Here is a 16293-nt window from a genome sequence, read left to right on the forward strand (position 1 = left end):
AAATACGTTGCCTATGACCACCCAGAAACGAATTCAGCACTTGTACTGGCGTGCCGGTTTTGGCCCGCGGCCCGAAGACGTGGACGCCGACATGTCGCCGCGCAAGGCGCTGCGGAAGCTGATGCGCGAGTCGGAGAAGTTCGAGCCCCTAGATAGCCCACTGATGCGCTACGCGGAAATCAAGCCGCCCTTTGTGGCCGGCTCGGCGCCCGCTTCCGTGATGGATTCGCGCGTGACGGGTATGACGGCCCCACCCGATCAGATGGCCACCTCGACCAGCACCACTGCTGCCGCCGTCACGCTAGCACCTAGGGCGCTGCTGGCGGATACGGCTCTTGCGCGGCCCAGGCTGCTACGCCGGAGCCAACTCACGCCCCAGCAGCGAAAAATGGAAAATGAGGGTATTCGGGATGCTTTTTACCAGATGAATCTCGGCTGGCTGGAGCGGATGGCAAGTTCGCCGGCGCAGCTGCGGGAGAAGATGACCTTCTTCTGGCACGGGCATTTCGCGTGTCGGGTGCGGCAGCCAGCCACGGCTTTGCAGCTTAATAACACCATTCGGCAGCTAGCCCTCGGCAACTTCGGCGAGCTGCTGCTGGCCGTATCCAAAGAGCCCGCCATGCTGCAGTTTCTCAACAACCAACAGAACCGCAAGCAGCACCCCAACGAAAACTTCGCCCGCGAGGTCATGGAGCTGTTTACCATTGGCCGTGGCAACTACACCGAGCACGACGTGAAGGAGGCCGCCCGCGCCTTCACCGGGTGGTCGTCGGACGAGCGGCACCAGTTCGTTTTTCGGGAGAAGCAGCACGATACGGGCACGAAAACCTTTCTGGGGCGCACGGGTAATTTTGGCGGCGAAGACATTCTGACTATTCTGCTGGAGCAGCCCAAAACGGCGGAGTTCATCACCACGAAGCTCTATCGCTTTTTTGTGAACGACACGCCCAACCCGGCCCACATTCAGGCACTAGCGCAGTCATTCTACAAAAGTCATTACAATATCAGCGGCTTGCTGGAGCAGATGTTTTCGGCCGACTGGTTCTACGACGCGGCCAATGTGGGCAACCGCATTAAGTCGCCAATTGAGCTATTGGCGGGCATCAAACGCACCCTCGGTGTGCAGATGGAAGACCCCAAGCCGCTCATCGGCTACGAAAAAGCACTGGGGCAAACGCTCTTCGAGCCGCCAAATGTAGCGGGGTGGCCCGGCGGCCGCAACTGGATCGATAGCTCGTCGCTGCTGCTGCGCTTGCAGCTGCCGCAGGTGCTGTTCAAGAATGCGCAGTTCAACGTGGCGCTTAAGGAAGACGAGAACGACATCTCGCCCTCTGTGTCAAAAGCGGACCGTACGTTTCGGCAGCAGGTAAAAACACACTTGGAGCTAAAACCCATTGCCACTTTCCTAGCCAAAATCTCGGATGATCAGCAAGCTGCGAAGCTGAGTGAATTTCTGCTACAAGCCCCGATTCGGCCCGAGAACCTAGCCTTGGTGCAGCAAGCCGCCGCCAAAGCGCCAGCAGAAACACGGCTCAAAACCATGATTACAAGCCTGCTAGCCTTGCCCGAGTATCAACTGATGTAAGCACGAAAACTGGCTAGGGCTAACCAGAAGGGACGCTTTGTGCTACCCTAGCTTCCAACTTGAGTTGTATAAATTCCTTTGCTTATGACTACTCGTCGCGACTTCCTGAAAACGTCGGTGCTGGCTAGCTCCCTGCTGTTCGTGCCGAAATTCCTGCACGCGCTAGACCGGCAGGGCGTAGCTCGGCTCGGTACTTCCAATGGCCGGCGGCTGGTGGTGATTCAGCTGGGGGGCGGCAACGATGGGCTGAATACCATTGTGCCGTATCGCAACGATCTGTATTACAAAGCTAGGCCTACGCTTGCTTTGCGGGAGCGGAGCGGCCTATTGACCTTGAATGATGAGCTGGCCCTGAACCCGGCCATGACCAAGCTGAAAGCACTCTACGACGACGGCCGCATGGGCGTGCTCAACAGCGTGGGCTACCCAAACCCCGACCGCTCGCACTTCCGCTCCATGGACATTTGGCAGAGTGGCTCGGCATCCGATCAAATCGTGACGACGGGCTGGCTCGGTCGCTACCTCGATTCTGCGTGCGCTACGTGCCAGGTGCCCTACAACGGCGTGGAAGTAGACGACACGCTAAGCCTAGCCATGAAAGGCAGCCGTAAGAAAGGGCTAGCCCTGAAGAATCCCCAGAAGTTTCACCAGTTCACGCAGAACCACTTTCTGGCGCAGATAAGCAACGAGCAAGCGCCCGGCGGCGCTTCCGAGCTAGATTATCTGTACAAGACGCTAGCCGAAACTTCCTCGTCGGCGGACTACCTGTATCAGACCTCGAAGGTGTATAAGTCCAGCGTGACGTATCCAAATACGGAGTTTGGCCGCAACCTGAAAACCACGGCCGAGCTGATCAATTCGGGAATCGAGACGCGGGTGTTCTACGTGTCGCTCTCGGGCTTCGATACGCACGTGCGGCAGCAAGAGCAGCAAGGCAAATTGCTCGGCGACCTAGCTGAGGGGCTAGGTGCTTTCGCGGAAGACTTGCAAAAAAACGGGCAGTTCGACAGCACGCTCGTCATGACGTTCTCGGAGTTTGGGCGGCGCGTGCAGCAAAATGCCAGCAACGGTACCGACCATGGCACCGCCAACAACATCATGCTGCTCGGTGGTGCTTTGCGCAAACCTGGCATTCTCAACGCGGCGCCGGACCTAGCGAGCCTCGACCAAGGCGACTTGCGCTACCATCTGGACTTCCGCAGCGTGTATGCCACCCTACTCCGCGACTGGCTCGGCGCCGATGACAAGGCCATTTTGGGCAGTGAATTTGAACGACTAACTGGAATAGTATAAAAAAATTTACGTCTGTAAATCAAGTAGTTGTATACGGCAAGGGCTTGTGAGATAGGCGTATTTTGTTAGCTCAACAATATCAATAAATTCCTGCGTGCGTAAGAGGAGACAAACAACCTAACCAACCAAAACTCTTCTTACGATGAAAATATTATCCCCCTCGGCCCACGGCGTAATGGATTACGCAACGGTAGCCATCTTTGCACTCGCTCCCACAATCTTTGGCTTCACGGGCACCTACGCTACTGTTTGTTATATGCTAGCGGCTGGCTACTTGGTTATTACGTTGCTGACGGCTTTCCCAATGGGCGCCATCAAAATGATTCCGTTCCCCATTCACGGAGGCTTTGAGCTAGTTAGCGGCCCCATCATTCTAGCTTCACCTTGGATTTTTGGCTTCGCCGATGCCAACCCCGTTGCCCGTAACTTCTTTGTGGCTATGGGTATTGTCTTCTTGCTGGTATGGATGATCACCGACTGGCATGCTCAGACCCGCAGCCTCATGACTGACCACAATCGATAGTAATTAGAGTACCCTTGTGTGCTTTAGTAGGCGAAAGGCCGGCGTAGTTAATTCTACGTCGGCCTTTCGCTTTTACATCTGAGCAACAACAAAAGTACGCGGCTCGATACTTTTCCTTAAGCCTATCGGCGGAAGCTGAAGCCAATAAAGTATTCGTGGTCCGTTTGGCGGTCGAGGGCAATGTGGGTGCCGAAATCAATCTGCAAATTGTCGCCGATGTCGAACTGCGGACCTAGGTTGACGGAGGTACGCCACGCTGCTCCGCGCATGTCCCAATAACCAACTAGCTCCACAAAGCCTTCGAGCCACTTGGCAAACTCGCGGTCGACGGTGAGGGTAGGGGTGAGCTGCGAGTAGTGCGAAGACGTTTCCCGGTCGTAGCTCCAAACGCCCGCTACTTGGCCCCCCACGTTCCAGTGGTGTGGTAGTTTATAAACAACCGGCACGGAAAGACCAAGCTCAGTACCTCCTTCGCCCACATTGTGGCCCGTAGGCATGCGGACCAACCCTAGCACCGCCAGCGCGAATGGTTTGTTGTCGTCGCCAACGATGTTGCGTTTCACGCGCAGCGTAAGGTCTCCGAAACCGGCTTGGCGCAACGGAGAATCATTGCCGGAATCTTGCCACTGTTTATCAACGATGTACGACTCAACTTGTAGCTGCACATCCGTTTTGTCGGTGAGGCCTAGCTTCAGGAGCATGTGGTTTACATAAAACTCCCGTTCGTGGCTGCCCCGCTGGCGGCCGTTGATCAACCGGAAGCCGTCGTCCTCAAGTTGAAAGTGGCCGGCATCGACGGTGTATGGGCTATCGGTAATGCCTGGGCGGTCGGGCACCAGTGGGCGCATGTATTTGCGCGGCGTGGGATTGAACAGCTTGTACTGGTGCTTGTCGACCGGAATGGTGTCGTTGGCAACTTGGGCACGTACAGAGCCAGTGGTGGCCAGCAGCACGCCGGCCACGCCCAAAAAGCGTGAATAAGATTTTGTCATCAGTATGAGGGGAAATAGGGAGAGTAGCCTCATACGGAGTCTGCCGTACTAAGATGCTGTTGGGCTTAACCGCCAAAGGGCACAATGATTTTTAAGCTAGCATTGCGCCCCATGTTGTAGATGCCTGACCGGCCCGTGGGAGAGCCTGTGTAATACTCAAAGTACTTAAGCCGGTTCAGGTTCGACTGGTAGGCTTTGTCGAACACATTATCCAGCTGGACAAAGAGTTGCAGCCACGGTTTTGCCTGCTTATTAACGAAGGTGGTGCCGGCACCTAGGCTCCACAGCGCATAGCCTGGCGTCGCCGTTTCGGTATTATCAACGGCGTAGAAGCGGTTTTGGGCCGCTACGGCTTCTAGGCCGATGTGCACATACGTTTGGGCTAGGTAGCCGGTCGGTTTGGCCAGCGTAACCCGAATCTCGGAGCGCGTACGCAACGGCGGCATAAACGGCAGATACCGCGCCGCGCTTCCGTGTTGTTCTCGGAGCAGCTGGTTCCGGTTCAGGCCATGCACAAAAGCTAGGCTGTTGTCGAAAAGCAGCCACTTCACGGCGCGCGGGTGCAACTTCAGGCTAGCTTCCAGGCCATAAAGACGCGCTGCTGCTTGCTGGTACTGGTACGTGGTGTTGTCGGGCACAATAACCACAGGCTGGCCGGTCGCATCGTAGAGCTTAGCTTGGTAGATGTAGTGTTGAATGTTGTTGTGAAATACTTCCACGCTGGCATCCAGGTTCGGTAAGTAGGCCAGCAGTCCTAGGTCTTGCTGCAAAGAAAATTCGGGCTGGAAGTTGCGGTTGCCTAGGTACACGATGTGCGCGCCAGGGTCGAGGCCGTTGGAGCCAACTTCGGTGATATTTGGTGCCCGGTACCCCCGCGCCACATTGGCCTTCACGAGCAACCGTTCCGAAAGGCCATACGTGGCGCCCACGCTCCCTGATACGCCCCGAAACCACTTCCGCAACGCCGGAAACTGCGGTGCTGCCCCGGCAGCTTCTTGCGCCGAAACTTGTTGGTCGAAGCCGGTAGCGGCATTGGGGCCAACGTAAAAGTCGTCCCACGCCAAGCGCCGCGTATCATAGCGCGCCCCGCCGGAGAGGTCGAGCTTACCAAAAGACTTTTTGAGGAAGACGTACGAACCTAGGTCAAATAACGAATAGTCCGGAATGGGGAAGTCGGTGGCGTTGCGGTTGCGGTTGAGCTGCGCCATGCCGTTTACACCTAGGGTCGTCTCTAGGCCTTGCCACGCGGGTAGGTTGTAGCGCAGGTCATAGGTGTAGGTGGTTAGGGCCACGGCAAGGCCCGCTTGCTGGGGTGCCGTTGGGTGATTGAACTCGTAGCGGAAATTTTGCTGCGCACCCAGCAGCACGTTCAGCTCATGCTGGCCTAGCCGCACTTGGCTGCGCGTGAAGATTCGGTAGTGCTTTATGAGCTGGTGCAATGCCCCGATGGAGTAGGAGCGCAACCCATCTTCGGTTACCAGAGGCCGGTTCTTGATGTCATCCAGGTCAGACTCGAACACCTGCTTGGTGAAGCGGCGGCTCAGCGAGTCGCGGCTGCCGTCCGGAATTTCCTGCTGGTTGTGATAGGCCGTAGCGTACCAGTGTGAGTAGCCCCAGGATTTGTTCACGCCCACCGTGCCCGAGAGGTTTAGCTCTTTGAAAGCAGTGCCGTACACGCGCCCATCCACGCGATTCTGGTAGTTGGCGGCGGTTTTCTGAGAGGCTCGAAAGGCATAGTGCCAAGCAGGCTGCCGGTACGAAAGACCGAGGGACGTGCCGATTAGGCCATTGTTGGTGTGGTACTCGCTCACCACATCACCCCGGAGCTTGCCCACGGGGCCACTTGGTTGCGCTGGCAGCATGTTGATGACGCCGGCCACCGCATCGGAACCGTACATCAAGCTAGCCGGACCTTTCACCACTTCTACCCGCTCGATGTCGTACTGGTCGACTTCAATACCGTGCTCATCGCCCCACTGCTGACCTTCCTGCCGCAAGCCGTTGTACAAAGTTAGCACCCGATTGTAGCCTAGCCCTCGGATGAAAGGCTTCGAAATATTCGGTCCGGTGGTCATGGCTGTGAGGCCCGGCACGCCGCGTACCGCCGCGTCGATGAGGTTTGTATTAAGGTTCAAGTTCATCTCCCGCTTGCTGACAACGGCTATCGGAACAGGGCTGCGCTTAATCTCGGTGGTGCGCGATACGCCCGTCACGACGACTTCACCTAGCTTGGAGGTAGTTGGTTTGAGCGTGGCATGTACTTCTATCGTTTGCCCTTCAGCTACTTCTACTGGCACCCGCTGCGGATCGTAACCTAGGAAGGAAAAAACCAGCTCGTGCTTGCCCGGCGCCACGGCTGCTAACTGATAGTGCCCCTGCTTCGAGGTGGTAGCACCCAAAGCAGTACCCGCTAGCATTACGCTTACAAACTCTAGCGCCTCACCCTCCGCCGTCACGCGCCCGCGGATGGTGCCGTGCTGAGCATGCACGGTTTGCCAAGAGGTGCTGAGTAGCAAGCCAATAAATAGAACTCGCCAAGAAGTAAAGAGGGCTTTCATGAGGCTTCAGGATGGCTTAAAAAAATATTTAGATGAATCTAAATTAGAAGGCAAAAGAAAACCGCTGCTAAGGCAAGCAGCGGTTCTTGAAAGCTAGGCGAAGAACGTTTTGTAGAGCAGATACACGTTCAGAACGATGATGATACCCGACACCACCCAAGCCGTGACCTGTACCGCCGGACGGTTGGCAAACACGCCCATTTTGGCCCGGTCGCCGGTAAAGAGAACGAGCGGCACCACGGCAAAGCTAAGTTGCAGCGACAGAATAACTTGGCTCAGTACCAATAGCTCGCTGGTTCCCTTTTCGCCGTAGAGCAGCGTCACGATGAAAGCTGGTACTACGGCAATGCCCCGTGTGATCAGGCGCCGTACCCACGGCTTGAGGTGCAAGTTGAGAAAACCCTCCATTACGATCTGGCCAGCTAGGGTCCCGGTCAAGGTAGAGTTCTGGCCAGAAGCCAGCAACGCAATGGCAAACACGGCACTGGCGGCGCCCGCGCCGAGTACCGGAGCCAGCAATTTGTGCGCGTCCATGATGTCGGCTACGTCGTGCATGCCGTTGCGGTGGAAGGCAGCGGCGGCCGTCACCAGAATAGCGCCGTTCACGAAGAAAGCTAGGAACAACGCCACCGTCGAGTCGATGGTGGCGAACTTGATGGCCATGCGCTTGCCGGGTTCGGTCTGCTCAATGGCGCGCGTCTGCACAATGCTGGAGTGCAAGTACAAGTTGTGCGGCATCACCGTGGCACCCAGAATACCGATGGCAATGTAGAGCATGCCCGGATCTGTAACGACTTGTTTCTGCGGCACCAAGCCTTGCAAGATGCCGAAATAATCGGGGTGCGACACGATGATTTCGTACAGGAAACACCCGAAGATCAGGAAGATAAGTCCGGCTACAATGCTCTCGATTAGGCGGAAGCCTTTGCTCTGAAACAGCAAAACTAGAAAGACGTCCAGAATCGTGAGGCCCACACCCCAGGGCAGCGGTAAGCCAAATAGCAGATTCAGGGCAATGGCCGAGCCGATGACTTCGGCTAGGTCGCAGGCAGCAATGGCTACTTCGCAGAGCACCCAGAGCGTGATGGCAACGGGCTTGGAGTAATGGTCGCGGCAGGCCTGGGCTAGGTCGCGGCCCGTCACGATACCTAGCTTGGCGGCTAGGTGCTGCAAAAGCATCGCGAAAAGATTGGAAATCAGAATGACCGACAATAGCGTATAGCCGTAGCGAGCACCGCCCGCAATGTCGGTTGCCCAGTTGCCAGGGTCCATGTAGCCGACGGCTACCATTAATCCTGGTCCCCAGAACGCTAAGAATTTCCGCCAAAAGGGAGCATCTGCCGCCGGAACCTTGATGCTGGCAAATACTTCGCCCAGTGAAGGTGCTTGCCGCGCCCGTCGCCAGCCCGCTTCGGCGGGGGCGGGAGGAGCAACAGGCGGGTTTTGTACAACTGGTGGCATATCGTTCGAAAAGGATGACTTCACAAGATGGCTATTTTTTAGAAGAGCCTAAAATATTTTTTAAGCCCATTTAAATACAACATTTTCCATCTAAATGTTTCAAAAAGCCGGGACGTGGATTTTTTACCGGATTTTTGTCGCCCCATTTTGGGTTTCCAGCACATGAGCATTGCCAAAACCAAAAATCAATTCGGTCTTATATCGCTCGTTGTGAGCATAGGGTTGGTAGCCATTAAGTTTTATGCCTACTTCCTGACAAACTCGCAAGCGGTTCTGACCGACGCGCTTGAGTCGATTATCAATGTATTTACAAGTGGTTTTGCGCTGTACAGTCTCTACCTAGCCGGGCAGCCCAAAGACGAAAATCACCCCTACGGCCACGGCAAGATCGAGTACCTGTCGGTGGGCTTCGAAGGCGCGCTGATTCTAATTGCGGGCGTGTACATCTTCTACAGTGCTACGCAAGCCCTACTACACCCGCACGCCGTCGCTCGCCCCGACTCAGGCATGGCCCTGCTGGGTTTCACGGCGCTAGTGAACCTAGGTACCGGCTTCATGCTGATTCGTTCGGGTAAGCGGCTCAGCTCCGTGGCCCTCGTCGGCGACGGACAACATTTGTATCTCGACGCCCTGAGCACGCTGGTATCGTGCGTGGCGCTGGTGCTAGTGGCCGTGACGGGCAACATGCTTTTCGACGCCGGCGCCGCCCTAGGCCTAGGTATCTTTATCGTGGTGAATGGCTACCGGATGGTGCGGCGCTCGGTGTCGGCACTGATGGACGAGGCCGATGCCACGGTGGTGCGCGACGTTATTGCCGAGCTACAGCACCACCGCCGTCCCGCCTGGATCGATGTGCACAACCTGCGCGTGCTGCGCTACGGCGCCGATTTGCACATCGACTGCCATATCCAGATGCCGTACTATTTCAGCCTGGAAGAAACGCACACCGAGCTGAACAAGATTGAACATCTCATTCGGCAGCGCTTCGATGTGGAAGTGGAAATGTTTGTGCACGCCGACCCCTGCACGTTCGCGGCCTGCTCACTCTGCCACATGCCCGACTGCCCGGTGCGCCAGCATCCCTTCGCCAAAGAAGTAACCTGGACACTCGGCAACGCCGTGAAAAACGAACGCCACCACCTAGCTGCTGAAGTGGAAGAAGAAAGACAAAGCTAGGTTTCATTTTAAGTAGAAAAGAAGAGGGGCTAACCGCTATGGTCAGCCCCTCTTCTTTTCTTTACTGTACTACTAAGCGCCGGGTAAATTGCTCGGGGCCGCTGGTGGCGCGCACTATGTACACGCCTTTGCCCAAGCCAGTGAGGCTAACGACCATATCCTGTTGGCCGGATACAAAGTTGGCGCTTCGTACTACGCGGCCTAGGGCATCGTGTACGGTGGCGGTGGTAGGAGCAGTAGTGGGGCTAGGTAAGCGTAGGCTGACGGCCTGCTGAGCAGGATTGGGCCACAGGTGAAAGGCAGCATCGCGCGGGCTCTTGTTGGCTAGCACATAAGCGCGGTTTTCCAGTACCAAAATGCGGTCGTCGGTGGTGGCCGGAGTGCCGCGGCCGTCGCGGTTGCTGGTACCCACATAGATCTTGCCCTGCGGCGATACGCAGATAGCCCGCAGACGGCCAAAGCCTGCTAAGTAGCTAGCGGCTGTGCCCACTGCGTCGCCGCTAGTAGATAAGGGCAGTTGCGTCAGGCGTCCGCCCCGAAGCGCTACGGCCAGCAAAGTATTGCTCCACTCCGGAATAGCGGGGTGGTTGTAGTACGTTAGGCCGGCAATACCGACGGTGGGCGCCCAGCTGTACAGTGGGGCCCGCACGTTATTAGCGGTGCAAAAGGCCTGCTCGTCGGGTAAGTTGCAGTTGCCTTCCACCGTTGGCCAACCGTAGTTGCGGTTCGGTTCGATGAGGTTCAACTCGTCTTCCGCATCTTGGCCGTGCTCGCTGCTATATATTTTGCCATTGGCGGCGCGTACTAGGCCCTGCGGGTTGCGGTGCCCAAAACTATACATCGGGTTGCCGGCCACTGGGTTATCGGCTGGCACGGTGCCATCTAGGTTCAGGCGCAGTACTTTGCCGATCAGGGCGTTGGTGTTTTGAGCTTCGGGACGCTGCTGAGCGTCGCCGGTGGTCATGAGTAAAGTACGGTCGGGAAGAATAAGCAGGCGCGAACCGGCATGCGTGCTAGTAGCAGGAATGTTTCCTAGCAAAACCTGCGGATTGCTTAATGAGCCGGTACCCGCCGCGGAGTAGGTATAGCGCACGAGCTTCTCCTTGTAGCTGCCATCGTTGTAGTTATACACAATGTACAAGTAGGGCGAAGTGGCGAAATCGGGGTGTAGCACCATGCCGAGCAAACCGCCTTCGCTGCTAGTCAGCACATCAGGAACGGTGATGAGTGGTAGGACTTGCCCCGTGGTTGGATCGACGCGGCTAATGCGGCCCTCACGCTCCGTCATCCAAATGAAATTGTCGGGACCCCAAATCAACTCCCACGGCACTGCTAGGTTGGTGGCCAACGGCGTGACGGAAACTGTGGTGCTACCCACCGGAAAGGTAGTCGTCTGGGCCAACGTACTCCCCGACAGTAGCATAATTCCGATAATAATTAGTATAAAACTTTTCATCGTAACTGGTTAAGGGTGAATGGATAAGCTTTATACGAAAACTTAGTTCAGAAAGCTTTAGTCGAAGGGAACTTGTCTACTTCCGCAGCTAGGTTAGCTTTGTTAAAGCCACTTTCCCCTCTTTTTGATGAAAAGATTTTTACCGCTACTCACGGTTGGTTTAGTTGCTTTTGGTGCGGGGGCATTAGTGCCACGTCCCGCCGCCTTGCCCGAAATCACGGTGCCCATGGCGCGGGCCGCCCAGGAGCTGTTTGGCCTGAGCTTCACCGAAGCCCAGCTCGACTCGACCCGGCGCAACCTGACTTCGTACCGGGAGAGCTATCAAGCCCTGCGCGCCATCAGCCTGCCGAATAGCGTCGCGCCCACCCTGGTGTTTGATCCGAGGCCGTTGCGGATGCGACAGGCTATGCTGGCCACTTCGAAAACGGATGCCGGCAAGCTACCCGCTATCGGCAAAGTGAAGTTGCCCACCAACCGCGACGACCTAGCTTTCTATACCGTCCGCCAGCTAGGCGAGCTGTTGCGCACGAAGCAGGTTTCGTCGGAAGAGCTGACCACGTTCTTCTTGGCACGCCTCAAAAAATACGACCCTCAGCTGCATTGCGTTATTTCCCTCACGGAAGACCTAGCCTTGCAGCAAGCCCGCCAAGCCGATCAGGAAATCAAAGCGGGCAAGTACCGCGGCCCCTTGCATGGTGTGCCGTTTGGGGTGAAAGACCTATTTAGCGCCAAAGGCTACAAAACCACCTGGGGCTCTGTACCCTATAAAGACCAGACGTTGGACGAAGATGCTGCAGTGGTAGAGCGTCTGCGGGCAGCGGGAGCCGTGCTGGTGGCTAAGCTCACGCTCGGCGAGCTAGCCCAGGGCGACGTCTGGTTTGGCGGCAAGACCCGCACGCCGTGGGACGTGACCAAAGGCTCCAGCGGCTCGTCGGCCGGCTCGGCGTCGGCGGTGGCGGCGGGCTTGCTGCCGTTTGCTATTGGCACCGAAACCCTAGGTTCGATTGTGAGCCCTAGCACGGCGTGTGGCGTTACGGGCCTGCGCCCGACATACGGGCGCGTGAGCCGAGCCAATGCCATGGCCCTGAGCTGGAGCATGGACAAAGCCGGTCCGTTGGCTCGCTCCGCCGAAGACTGCGCAATTGTGCTGGCTGCCCTCACCGCCGCTGGTCCCGACGCGCGCGACCCCGCCACTATGCTCGCTTCCAACACATTCCGTTACGCTTTCGACGCCGACGTGAAGAAACTGAAAGTGGGCTACGTGAAAGCTAGCTTCGACCAAGACTACCCAACCAAGGCCAACGACCAAGCCGTGTTAGAAGTGCTGCGCAAGCTAGGAGTGGAGCTCGTACCCATCACGTTACCTACCATTCCGCCCGCCAGCCTACGCTTCGTGCTGACCGCCGAAGGTGCCGCCGCCTTTGACGATTTAACCCGCTCGGGCCGCGACCAGCAAATGGTGCTGCAAAATCGCTTTGCCTGGCCGAACACGTTCCGCTCGTCGCGCTTTATCCCGGCCGTGGAGTACATCCAAGCCCAGCGCGTCCGTGGCCTGCTGATTGAGCAAATGGATGCCCAGCTAAAAGGGCTCGACGCGTACGTGTCGCCCTCGTTCGTGGGGGCTAACCTTGTGCTCACCAACCTGACGGGGCACCCGGCCGTGGCCTTACCCAATGGCTTGACCGCGCAGGGTTTGCCAACCACTATCACGTTCATGGGCCAGCTTTATGAGGAGGGAAAGCTACTGGCGCTGGCCAAAGCCTACCAGGACGCCACCGATTTTGATCAAAAGCATCCGGCTTTAAATTTTTGAGTTGTCAAAAGTCCTCGAAAAAGGCAAACTCCTGTTTTTTGAGGACTTTTACGCAACACCGGACCGTTTTTTGGAGAGTAGAATGTTCAATCTTTATAGGGGTTTATTGCCCGCCAATAAGGCCCTGCTACGCAGGTATTGCTGCATTCTATTCTTATCAAGTACCCATTTTTAACGGCAATCCGACTTGAATACTACCCTTGCTACTCGCTGGAATCGGCTGACGGCGCCGCTCACCGCTGATGCGGCCCTGCGCACCGCTACTTTTCAGCAGCTTTCGGACGCTTACTGCGCTTCGGATCGGCATTATCACACCTTGCATCATGTGCGCAACCTGCTCGATTCGGTGGAACGCGCAGGAGCAGCCTTACACGATCCGGAAGTGGTAAAGCTGGCAATTTGGTTTCACGACGTTGTGTATAGTTCTCTGCGCGACGACAACGAAGCACGCAGTGCGGCCTTCGCAAAAGAGTTTCTTTCCAAAACCAACTTGTCGGCGGAGCGCTGCAACCGAGTGGCCTACCTCATTGAGCGTACCAAGGACCACACCCAGCCCCAGCCCGCCGCCGATTCCGACTTACTTTACTTCCTCGACGCCGACCTGCAAATCCTAGGTGCTCCGGAGGCTGACTACTGGCAGTATGCCCGCCAAGTGCGCCAAGAGTACCGCTTGGTTCCGGATTTCATGTACCGGCGGGGGCGCCGTAAGGTGCTAGAAAAAATGCTCGGTGCCGCGCAACTATACCAAACGGAAAACTTTCGTAGCCGGCTGGAAGCCGCTGCGCGCCGCAACTTAGTGGCGGAGCTGCACGCCTGGGAAAAGGACGGCTTATAAAAGAACAGCCGGTTGCAACACCTAGGTAGTGCAGGCGTCTTTGGGGAAAGCTAGGCTAGCTAACTTGCAGCCGCTCACTCTTTCTGCCCATCTAATGCGTCTTTCTACTCTTATTCGGGTGTTGCCTTGGTTGTTGCCAACTGCCACGGCTTTCGCTCAAACCAATTCAACGGCTACCCTAGCGCCGCTTACCGTCGAGAAGATCATGCGCGACCCGGCGCAGTGGCTCGGTACTTCTCCGTCGAATATTGCGTGGAGTGAGGACAGCAAGCGGATCTATTTCGACTGGAATCCCGAAAAAAACCGGCGCGATTCGCTCTACGTGATAGCAGCCGGAGGCGGCACACCGCGCAAAGTGAGCTTCCGGGAGCAACGCGGCTTGCCCACCACGAATGCTAGGTACGACCAACGCTACACGCGGAAAGTATACGAGCGTGACGGCGACATCTACCTGCTCGACCTGAAAACGGGGAAGACCCGCCGCGTGACCAACACCGCCGAGCGCGAGTCGGCACCGGACTTTGCGCTCCGGGAGCAGTTGATTAGCTATTTGCGCGCTGGCAACCTTTTCACGTGGGACCCGGCTACCGGCGAAACGGTGCAACGCACTGACTTTCGCAAAGGCAGCAAACCCGGCGACCCGCTGATGAACAAGGAAGAGAAGTTCCTGAAAGCACAGCAGCTCGCCTTATTTCAGATTATCCGACAGCGCGACCAGGACCGGCAGGCGCGCGAGCAGGCACAAAAAGCCCTGGCTAAGCTGCGGCCCAAAGCCATTTACACGGGTACGCAGAACGTAAGCGGCATCGTACTCAGCCCCGATGGCCGCTACGTAACCTACCGCTTGGCGCAGGAGCCCACCGGCGCAAAAACGACCATCGTACCAAATTTCGTGACGGCATCGGGCTACACGGAAGACATTCCGACGCGCACCAAAGTAGGCGTGCCGCAGACAACCTACACCCTAGGTTTCTACGATGTTGCCCGCGACACGACATTTATGGTGAGCCTGCGTGACCTGCCTGGCTACAACGATCAGCCAGCGTACCTGAAAGAGTACACGGCCAAAGCCAAAGCAAAATCCGCCGCGGATACCACCAAAGCAGCGGGCGCGAAGAAAACTACGGCGGCAAGTGAGCGGTCGTTGGTTCCGTTCGGGCCGTTTTGGTCTGAGAACGGCGAGCATGCGTTTTTGGTAGTGCGCTCTGCCGACAACAAAGACCGTTGGATTGCTACCCTCGACCCCACCACGCGCAAGCTAGCTTCTCTCGACCGGCAGCACGATGAGGCTTGGATCAACGGGCCAGGTATCGGCTACGACGAAGGCAACGTGGGCTGGCTGCCCGACAACCGGCGCATCTGGTTTCAGAGCGAAGCAACGGGGTACAGTCACCTCTACACCGTGGATGCGGCCAGTAAAGAGAAAAAGGCCCTAACCAGCGGTAATTTTGAGGTTCAGGAAGCTAGGCTCAGCCGCGATAAAAAGACCTGGTATATCTCAGCCAACAAAACGGCGCCCGGTGAAAAGCAGTTTTACCGCATGCCTGTCACTGGCGGGGCACTCACGCAGCTGACTACACTTCCCGGCGCCAGCGAAGTTACCATCTCGCCCGATGAGAAAACCCTAGCTGTACGCTACAGCTATACCAACAAGCCCTGGGAACTGTACGTGATGGACAACAAGCCCGGCGCCAAACCGCGGCAGCTCACGCACAGCACTACCGCAGAGTTTGAAAGCTACGCGTGGCGCGACCCAGAAATTATCAAGATCAAAGCAACCGATGGTGCCGATGTGTACGCTCGTCTGTACCGCCCAGCTAGCCCCGTAGCACAAGGGCCAGCCGTCATCTTTGTGCACGGAGCTGGTTACCTACAAAATGCGCACAAGTGGTGGAGCCAGTACTCGCGGGAGTATATGTTCAATAATCTCTTGGTCGATAAGGGCTACACGGTGCTCGATATTGACTACCGCGGTTCCAGTGGCTACGGCCGCGACGTGCGTACGGGCATCTACCGCTACATGGGCGGCAAGGATCTTTCCGACCACGTAGACGGTGCCAAGCTGCTCGTTGAAAAATATGGTGTTAGTCCCCAACGCATTGGTATCTACGGGGGGAGCTATGGCGGGTTTATCACCCTAATGGCCATGTTTACCCAGCCTGATGTGTTCCGCGCCGGGGCCGGCTTACGCTCTGTCACCGATTGGGCGCATTACAATCATGGTTACACCGACAACATCCTCAACGAGCCTTACAACGACAGCCTAGCCTACACCCGTTCGTCGCCCATTTACTATGCCGAAGGGCTGAAAGGAGCCTTGCTCATGTGCCACGGTATGGTCGACACCAACGTGCATTTTGAAGATATCGTCCGGCTCTCGCAACGGTTGATTGAGCTGCACAAGGAGAATTGGGAGCTAGCGGTGTACCCAGTAGAGAACCATGGTTTTGAGGAGCCTGCCTCCTGGACCGACGAGTACAAGCGAATTCTCAAGCTGTTTGAGACAAATCTAAAGTCAACGGGCGCCACCGGCGGAAGTACCGGCTCAGGACAATAAGCTAGCTCTTACCAACAAAAAGCCCCGCTACTTATACAGTAGCG

The 16293-nt window shown here is 56.7% G+C and carries 11 protein-coding genes; 7 read left to right on the plus strand and 4 right to left on the minus strand.

The genetic code is table 11. The features are described from left to right. Positions 1-13 precede the first annotated feature (13 nt). The 3 genes from BXP70_RS03445 to BXP70_RS03455 all read left to right on the plus strand — a co-directional run bounded on the left by BXP70_RS03445 (position 14) and on the right by BXP70_RS03455 (position 3401). Positions 14-1585, plus strand: a complete 1572-nt coding sequence (locus BXP70_RS03445; protein ID WP_086593172.1) for a DUF1800 domain-containing protein — start codon at positions 14-16, stop codon at positions 1583-1585. Positions 1586-1669: 84 nt separating this feature from the next. Continuing rightward, positions 1670-2878, plus strand: a complete 1209-nt coding sequence (locus BXP70_RS03450) for a DUF1501 domain-containing protein (RefSeq protein ID WP_086592641.1) — start codon at positions 1670-1672, stop codon at positions 2876-2878. 142 nt (positions 2879-3020) lie between these two features. Continuing rightward, positions 3021-3401 carry an SPW repeat domain-containing protein gene (locus BXP70_RS03455; RefSeq protein ID WP_086592642.1) on the plus strand — a complete coding sequence of 127 codons (381 nt, stop codon included), beginning with the start codon at positions 3021-3023 and terminating at the stop codon, positions 3399-3401. A 122-nt stretch (positions 3402-3523) separates the two neighbouring features. Here the strand turns inward: BXP70_RS03455 and BXP70_RS03460 are convergent, their stop codons facing one another. From BXP70_RS03460 to BXP70_RS03470, 3 genes are all read right to left on the minus strand, one after another. Then, positions 3524-4393 carry a transporter gene (locus BXP70_RS03460; RefSeq protein WP_179197571.1) on the minus strand — a complete coding sequence of 290 codons (870 nt, stop codon included), beginning with the start codon at positions 4391-4393 and terminating at the stop codon, positions 3524-3526. A 65-nt stretch (positions 4394-4458) separates the two neighbouring features. Beyond that, positions 4459-6951: a TonB-dependent receptor gene (locus tag BXP70_RS03465; RefSeq protein WP_086592644.1), complete on the minus strand. Its 2493-nt coding sequence runs from the start codon at positions 6949-6951 to the stop codon at positions 4459-4461. A gap of 93 nt (positions 6952-7044) precedes the next feature. Further along, complete coding sequence (locus BXP70_RS03470) at positions 7045-8412, minus strand: Nramp family divalent metal transporter (RefSeq protein ID WP_086592645.1); 1368 nt, start codon at positions 8410-8412, stop codon at positions 7045-7047. A gap of 162 nt (positions 8413-8574) precedes the next feature. Here BXP70_RS03470 and BXP70_RS03475 point away from each other — a divergent pair, with 162 nt between their 5' ends. Next, positions 8575-9588 (plus strand): cation diffusion facilitator family transporter, encoded by a 1014-nt coding sequence (locus tag BXP70_RS03475; protein ID WP_086592646.1) that lies wholly within the window; start codon positions 8575-8577, stop codon positions 9586-9588. 61 nt (positions 9589-9649) lie between these two features. On the opposite strand, the gene BXP70_RS03480 is transcribed toward BXP70_RS03475, so the two are convergent. Then, the gene (locus tag BXP70_RS03480) at positions 9650-11044 is read right to left on the minus strand and encodes a PQQ-dependent sugar dehydrogenase (protein WP_086592647.1); all 1395 of its coding nucleotides are present in this window, start codon (positions 11042-11044) and stop codon (positions 9650-9652) included. A 127-nt stretch (positions 11045-11171) separates the two neighbouring features. Here BXP70_RS03480 and BXP70_RS03485 point away from each other — a divergent pair, with 127 nt between their 5' ends. From BXP70_RS03485 to BXP70_RS03495, 3 genes are all read left to right on the plus strand, one after another. After that, positions 11172-12857 (plus strand): amidase, encoded by a 1686-nt coding sequence (locus BXP70_RS03485; RefSeq protein ID WP_086592648.1) that lies wholly within the window; start codon positions 11172-11174, stop codon positions 12855-12857. Positions 12858-13044: 187 nt separating this feature from the next. Continuing rightward, positions 13045-13692, plus strand: coding sequence for an HD domain-containing protein (locus BXP70_RS03490; RefSeq protein ID WP_086592649.1), 648 nt, complete (start codon positions 13045-13047; stop codon positions 13690-13692). Between the two features lie 94 nt (positions 13693-13786). Continuing rightward, positions 13787-16249 carry a S9 family peptidase gene (locus BXP70_RS03495; RefSeq protein ID WP_086592650.1) on the plus strand — a complete coding sequence of 821 codons (2463 nt, stop codon included), beginning with the start codon at positions 13787-13789 and terminating at the stop codon, positions 16247-16249. Positions 16250-16293 lie beyond the last annotated feature (44 nt).

Source organism: Hymenobacter crusticola, from assembly GCF_002154225.1.
GTDB lineage: Bacteria > Bacteroidota > Bacteroidia > Cytophagales > Hymenobacteraceae > Hymenobacter > Hymenobacter crusticola.

Coding starts and splice junctions, on each gene's coding strand:
- BXP70_RS03445 (WP_086593172.1), top strand. CDS start 14: ATGACCACCCAGAAACGAATTCAGCACTTGTACTGGCGTGCCGGTTTT.
- BXP70_RS03470 (WP_086592645.1), bottom strand. CDS start 8,412: ATGCCACCAGTTGTACAAAACCCGCCTGTTGCTCCTCCCGCCCCCGCC.
- BXP70_RS03485 (WP_086592648.1), top strand. CDS start 11,172: ATGAAAAGATTTTTACCGCTACTCACGGTTGGTTTAGTTGCTTTTGGT.
- BXP70_RS03455 (WP_086592642.1), top strand. CDS start 3,021: ATGAAAATATTATCCCCCTCGGCCCACGGCGTAATGGATTACGCAACG.
- BXP70_RS03450 (WP_086592641.1), top strand. CDS start 1,670: ATGACTACTCGTCGCGACTTCCTGAAAACGTCGGTGCTGGCTAGCTCC.
- BXP70_RS03465 (WP_086592644.1), bottom strand. CDS start 6,951: ATGAAAGCCCTCTTTACTTCTTGGCGAGTTCTATTTATTGGCTTGCTA.
- BXP70_RS03460 (WP_179197571.1), bottom strand. CDS start 4,393: ATGACAAAATCTTATTCACGCTTTTTGGGCGTGGCCGGCGTGCTGCTG.
- BXP70_RS03475 (WP_086592646.1), top strand. CDS start 8,575: ATGAGCATTGCCAAAACCAAAAATCAATTCGGTCTTATATCGCTCGTT.
- BXP70_RS03480 (WP_086592647.1), bottom strand. CDS start 11,044: ATGAAAAGTTTTATACTAATTATTATCGGAATTATGCTACTGTCGGGG.
- BXP70_RS03495 (WP_086592650.1), top strand. CDS start 13,787: ATGCGTCTTTCTACTCTTATTCGGGTGTTGCCTTGGTTGTTGCCAACT.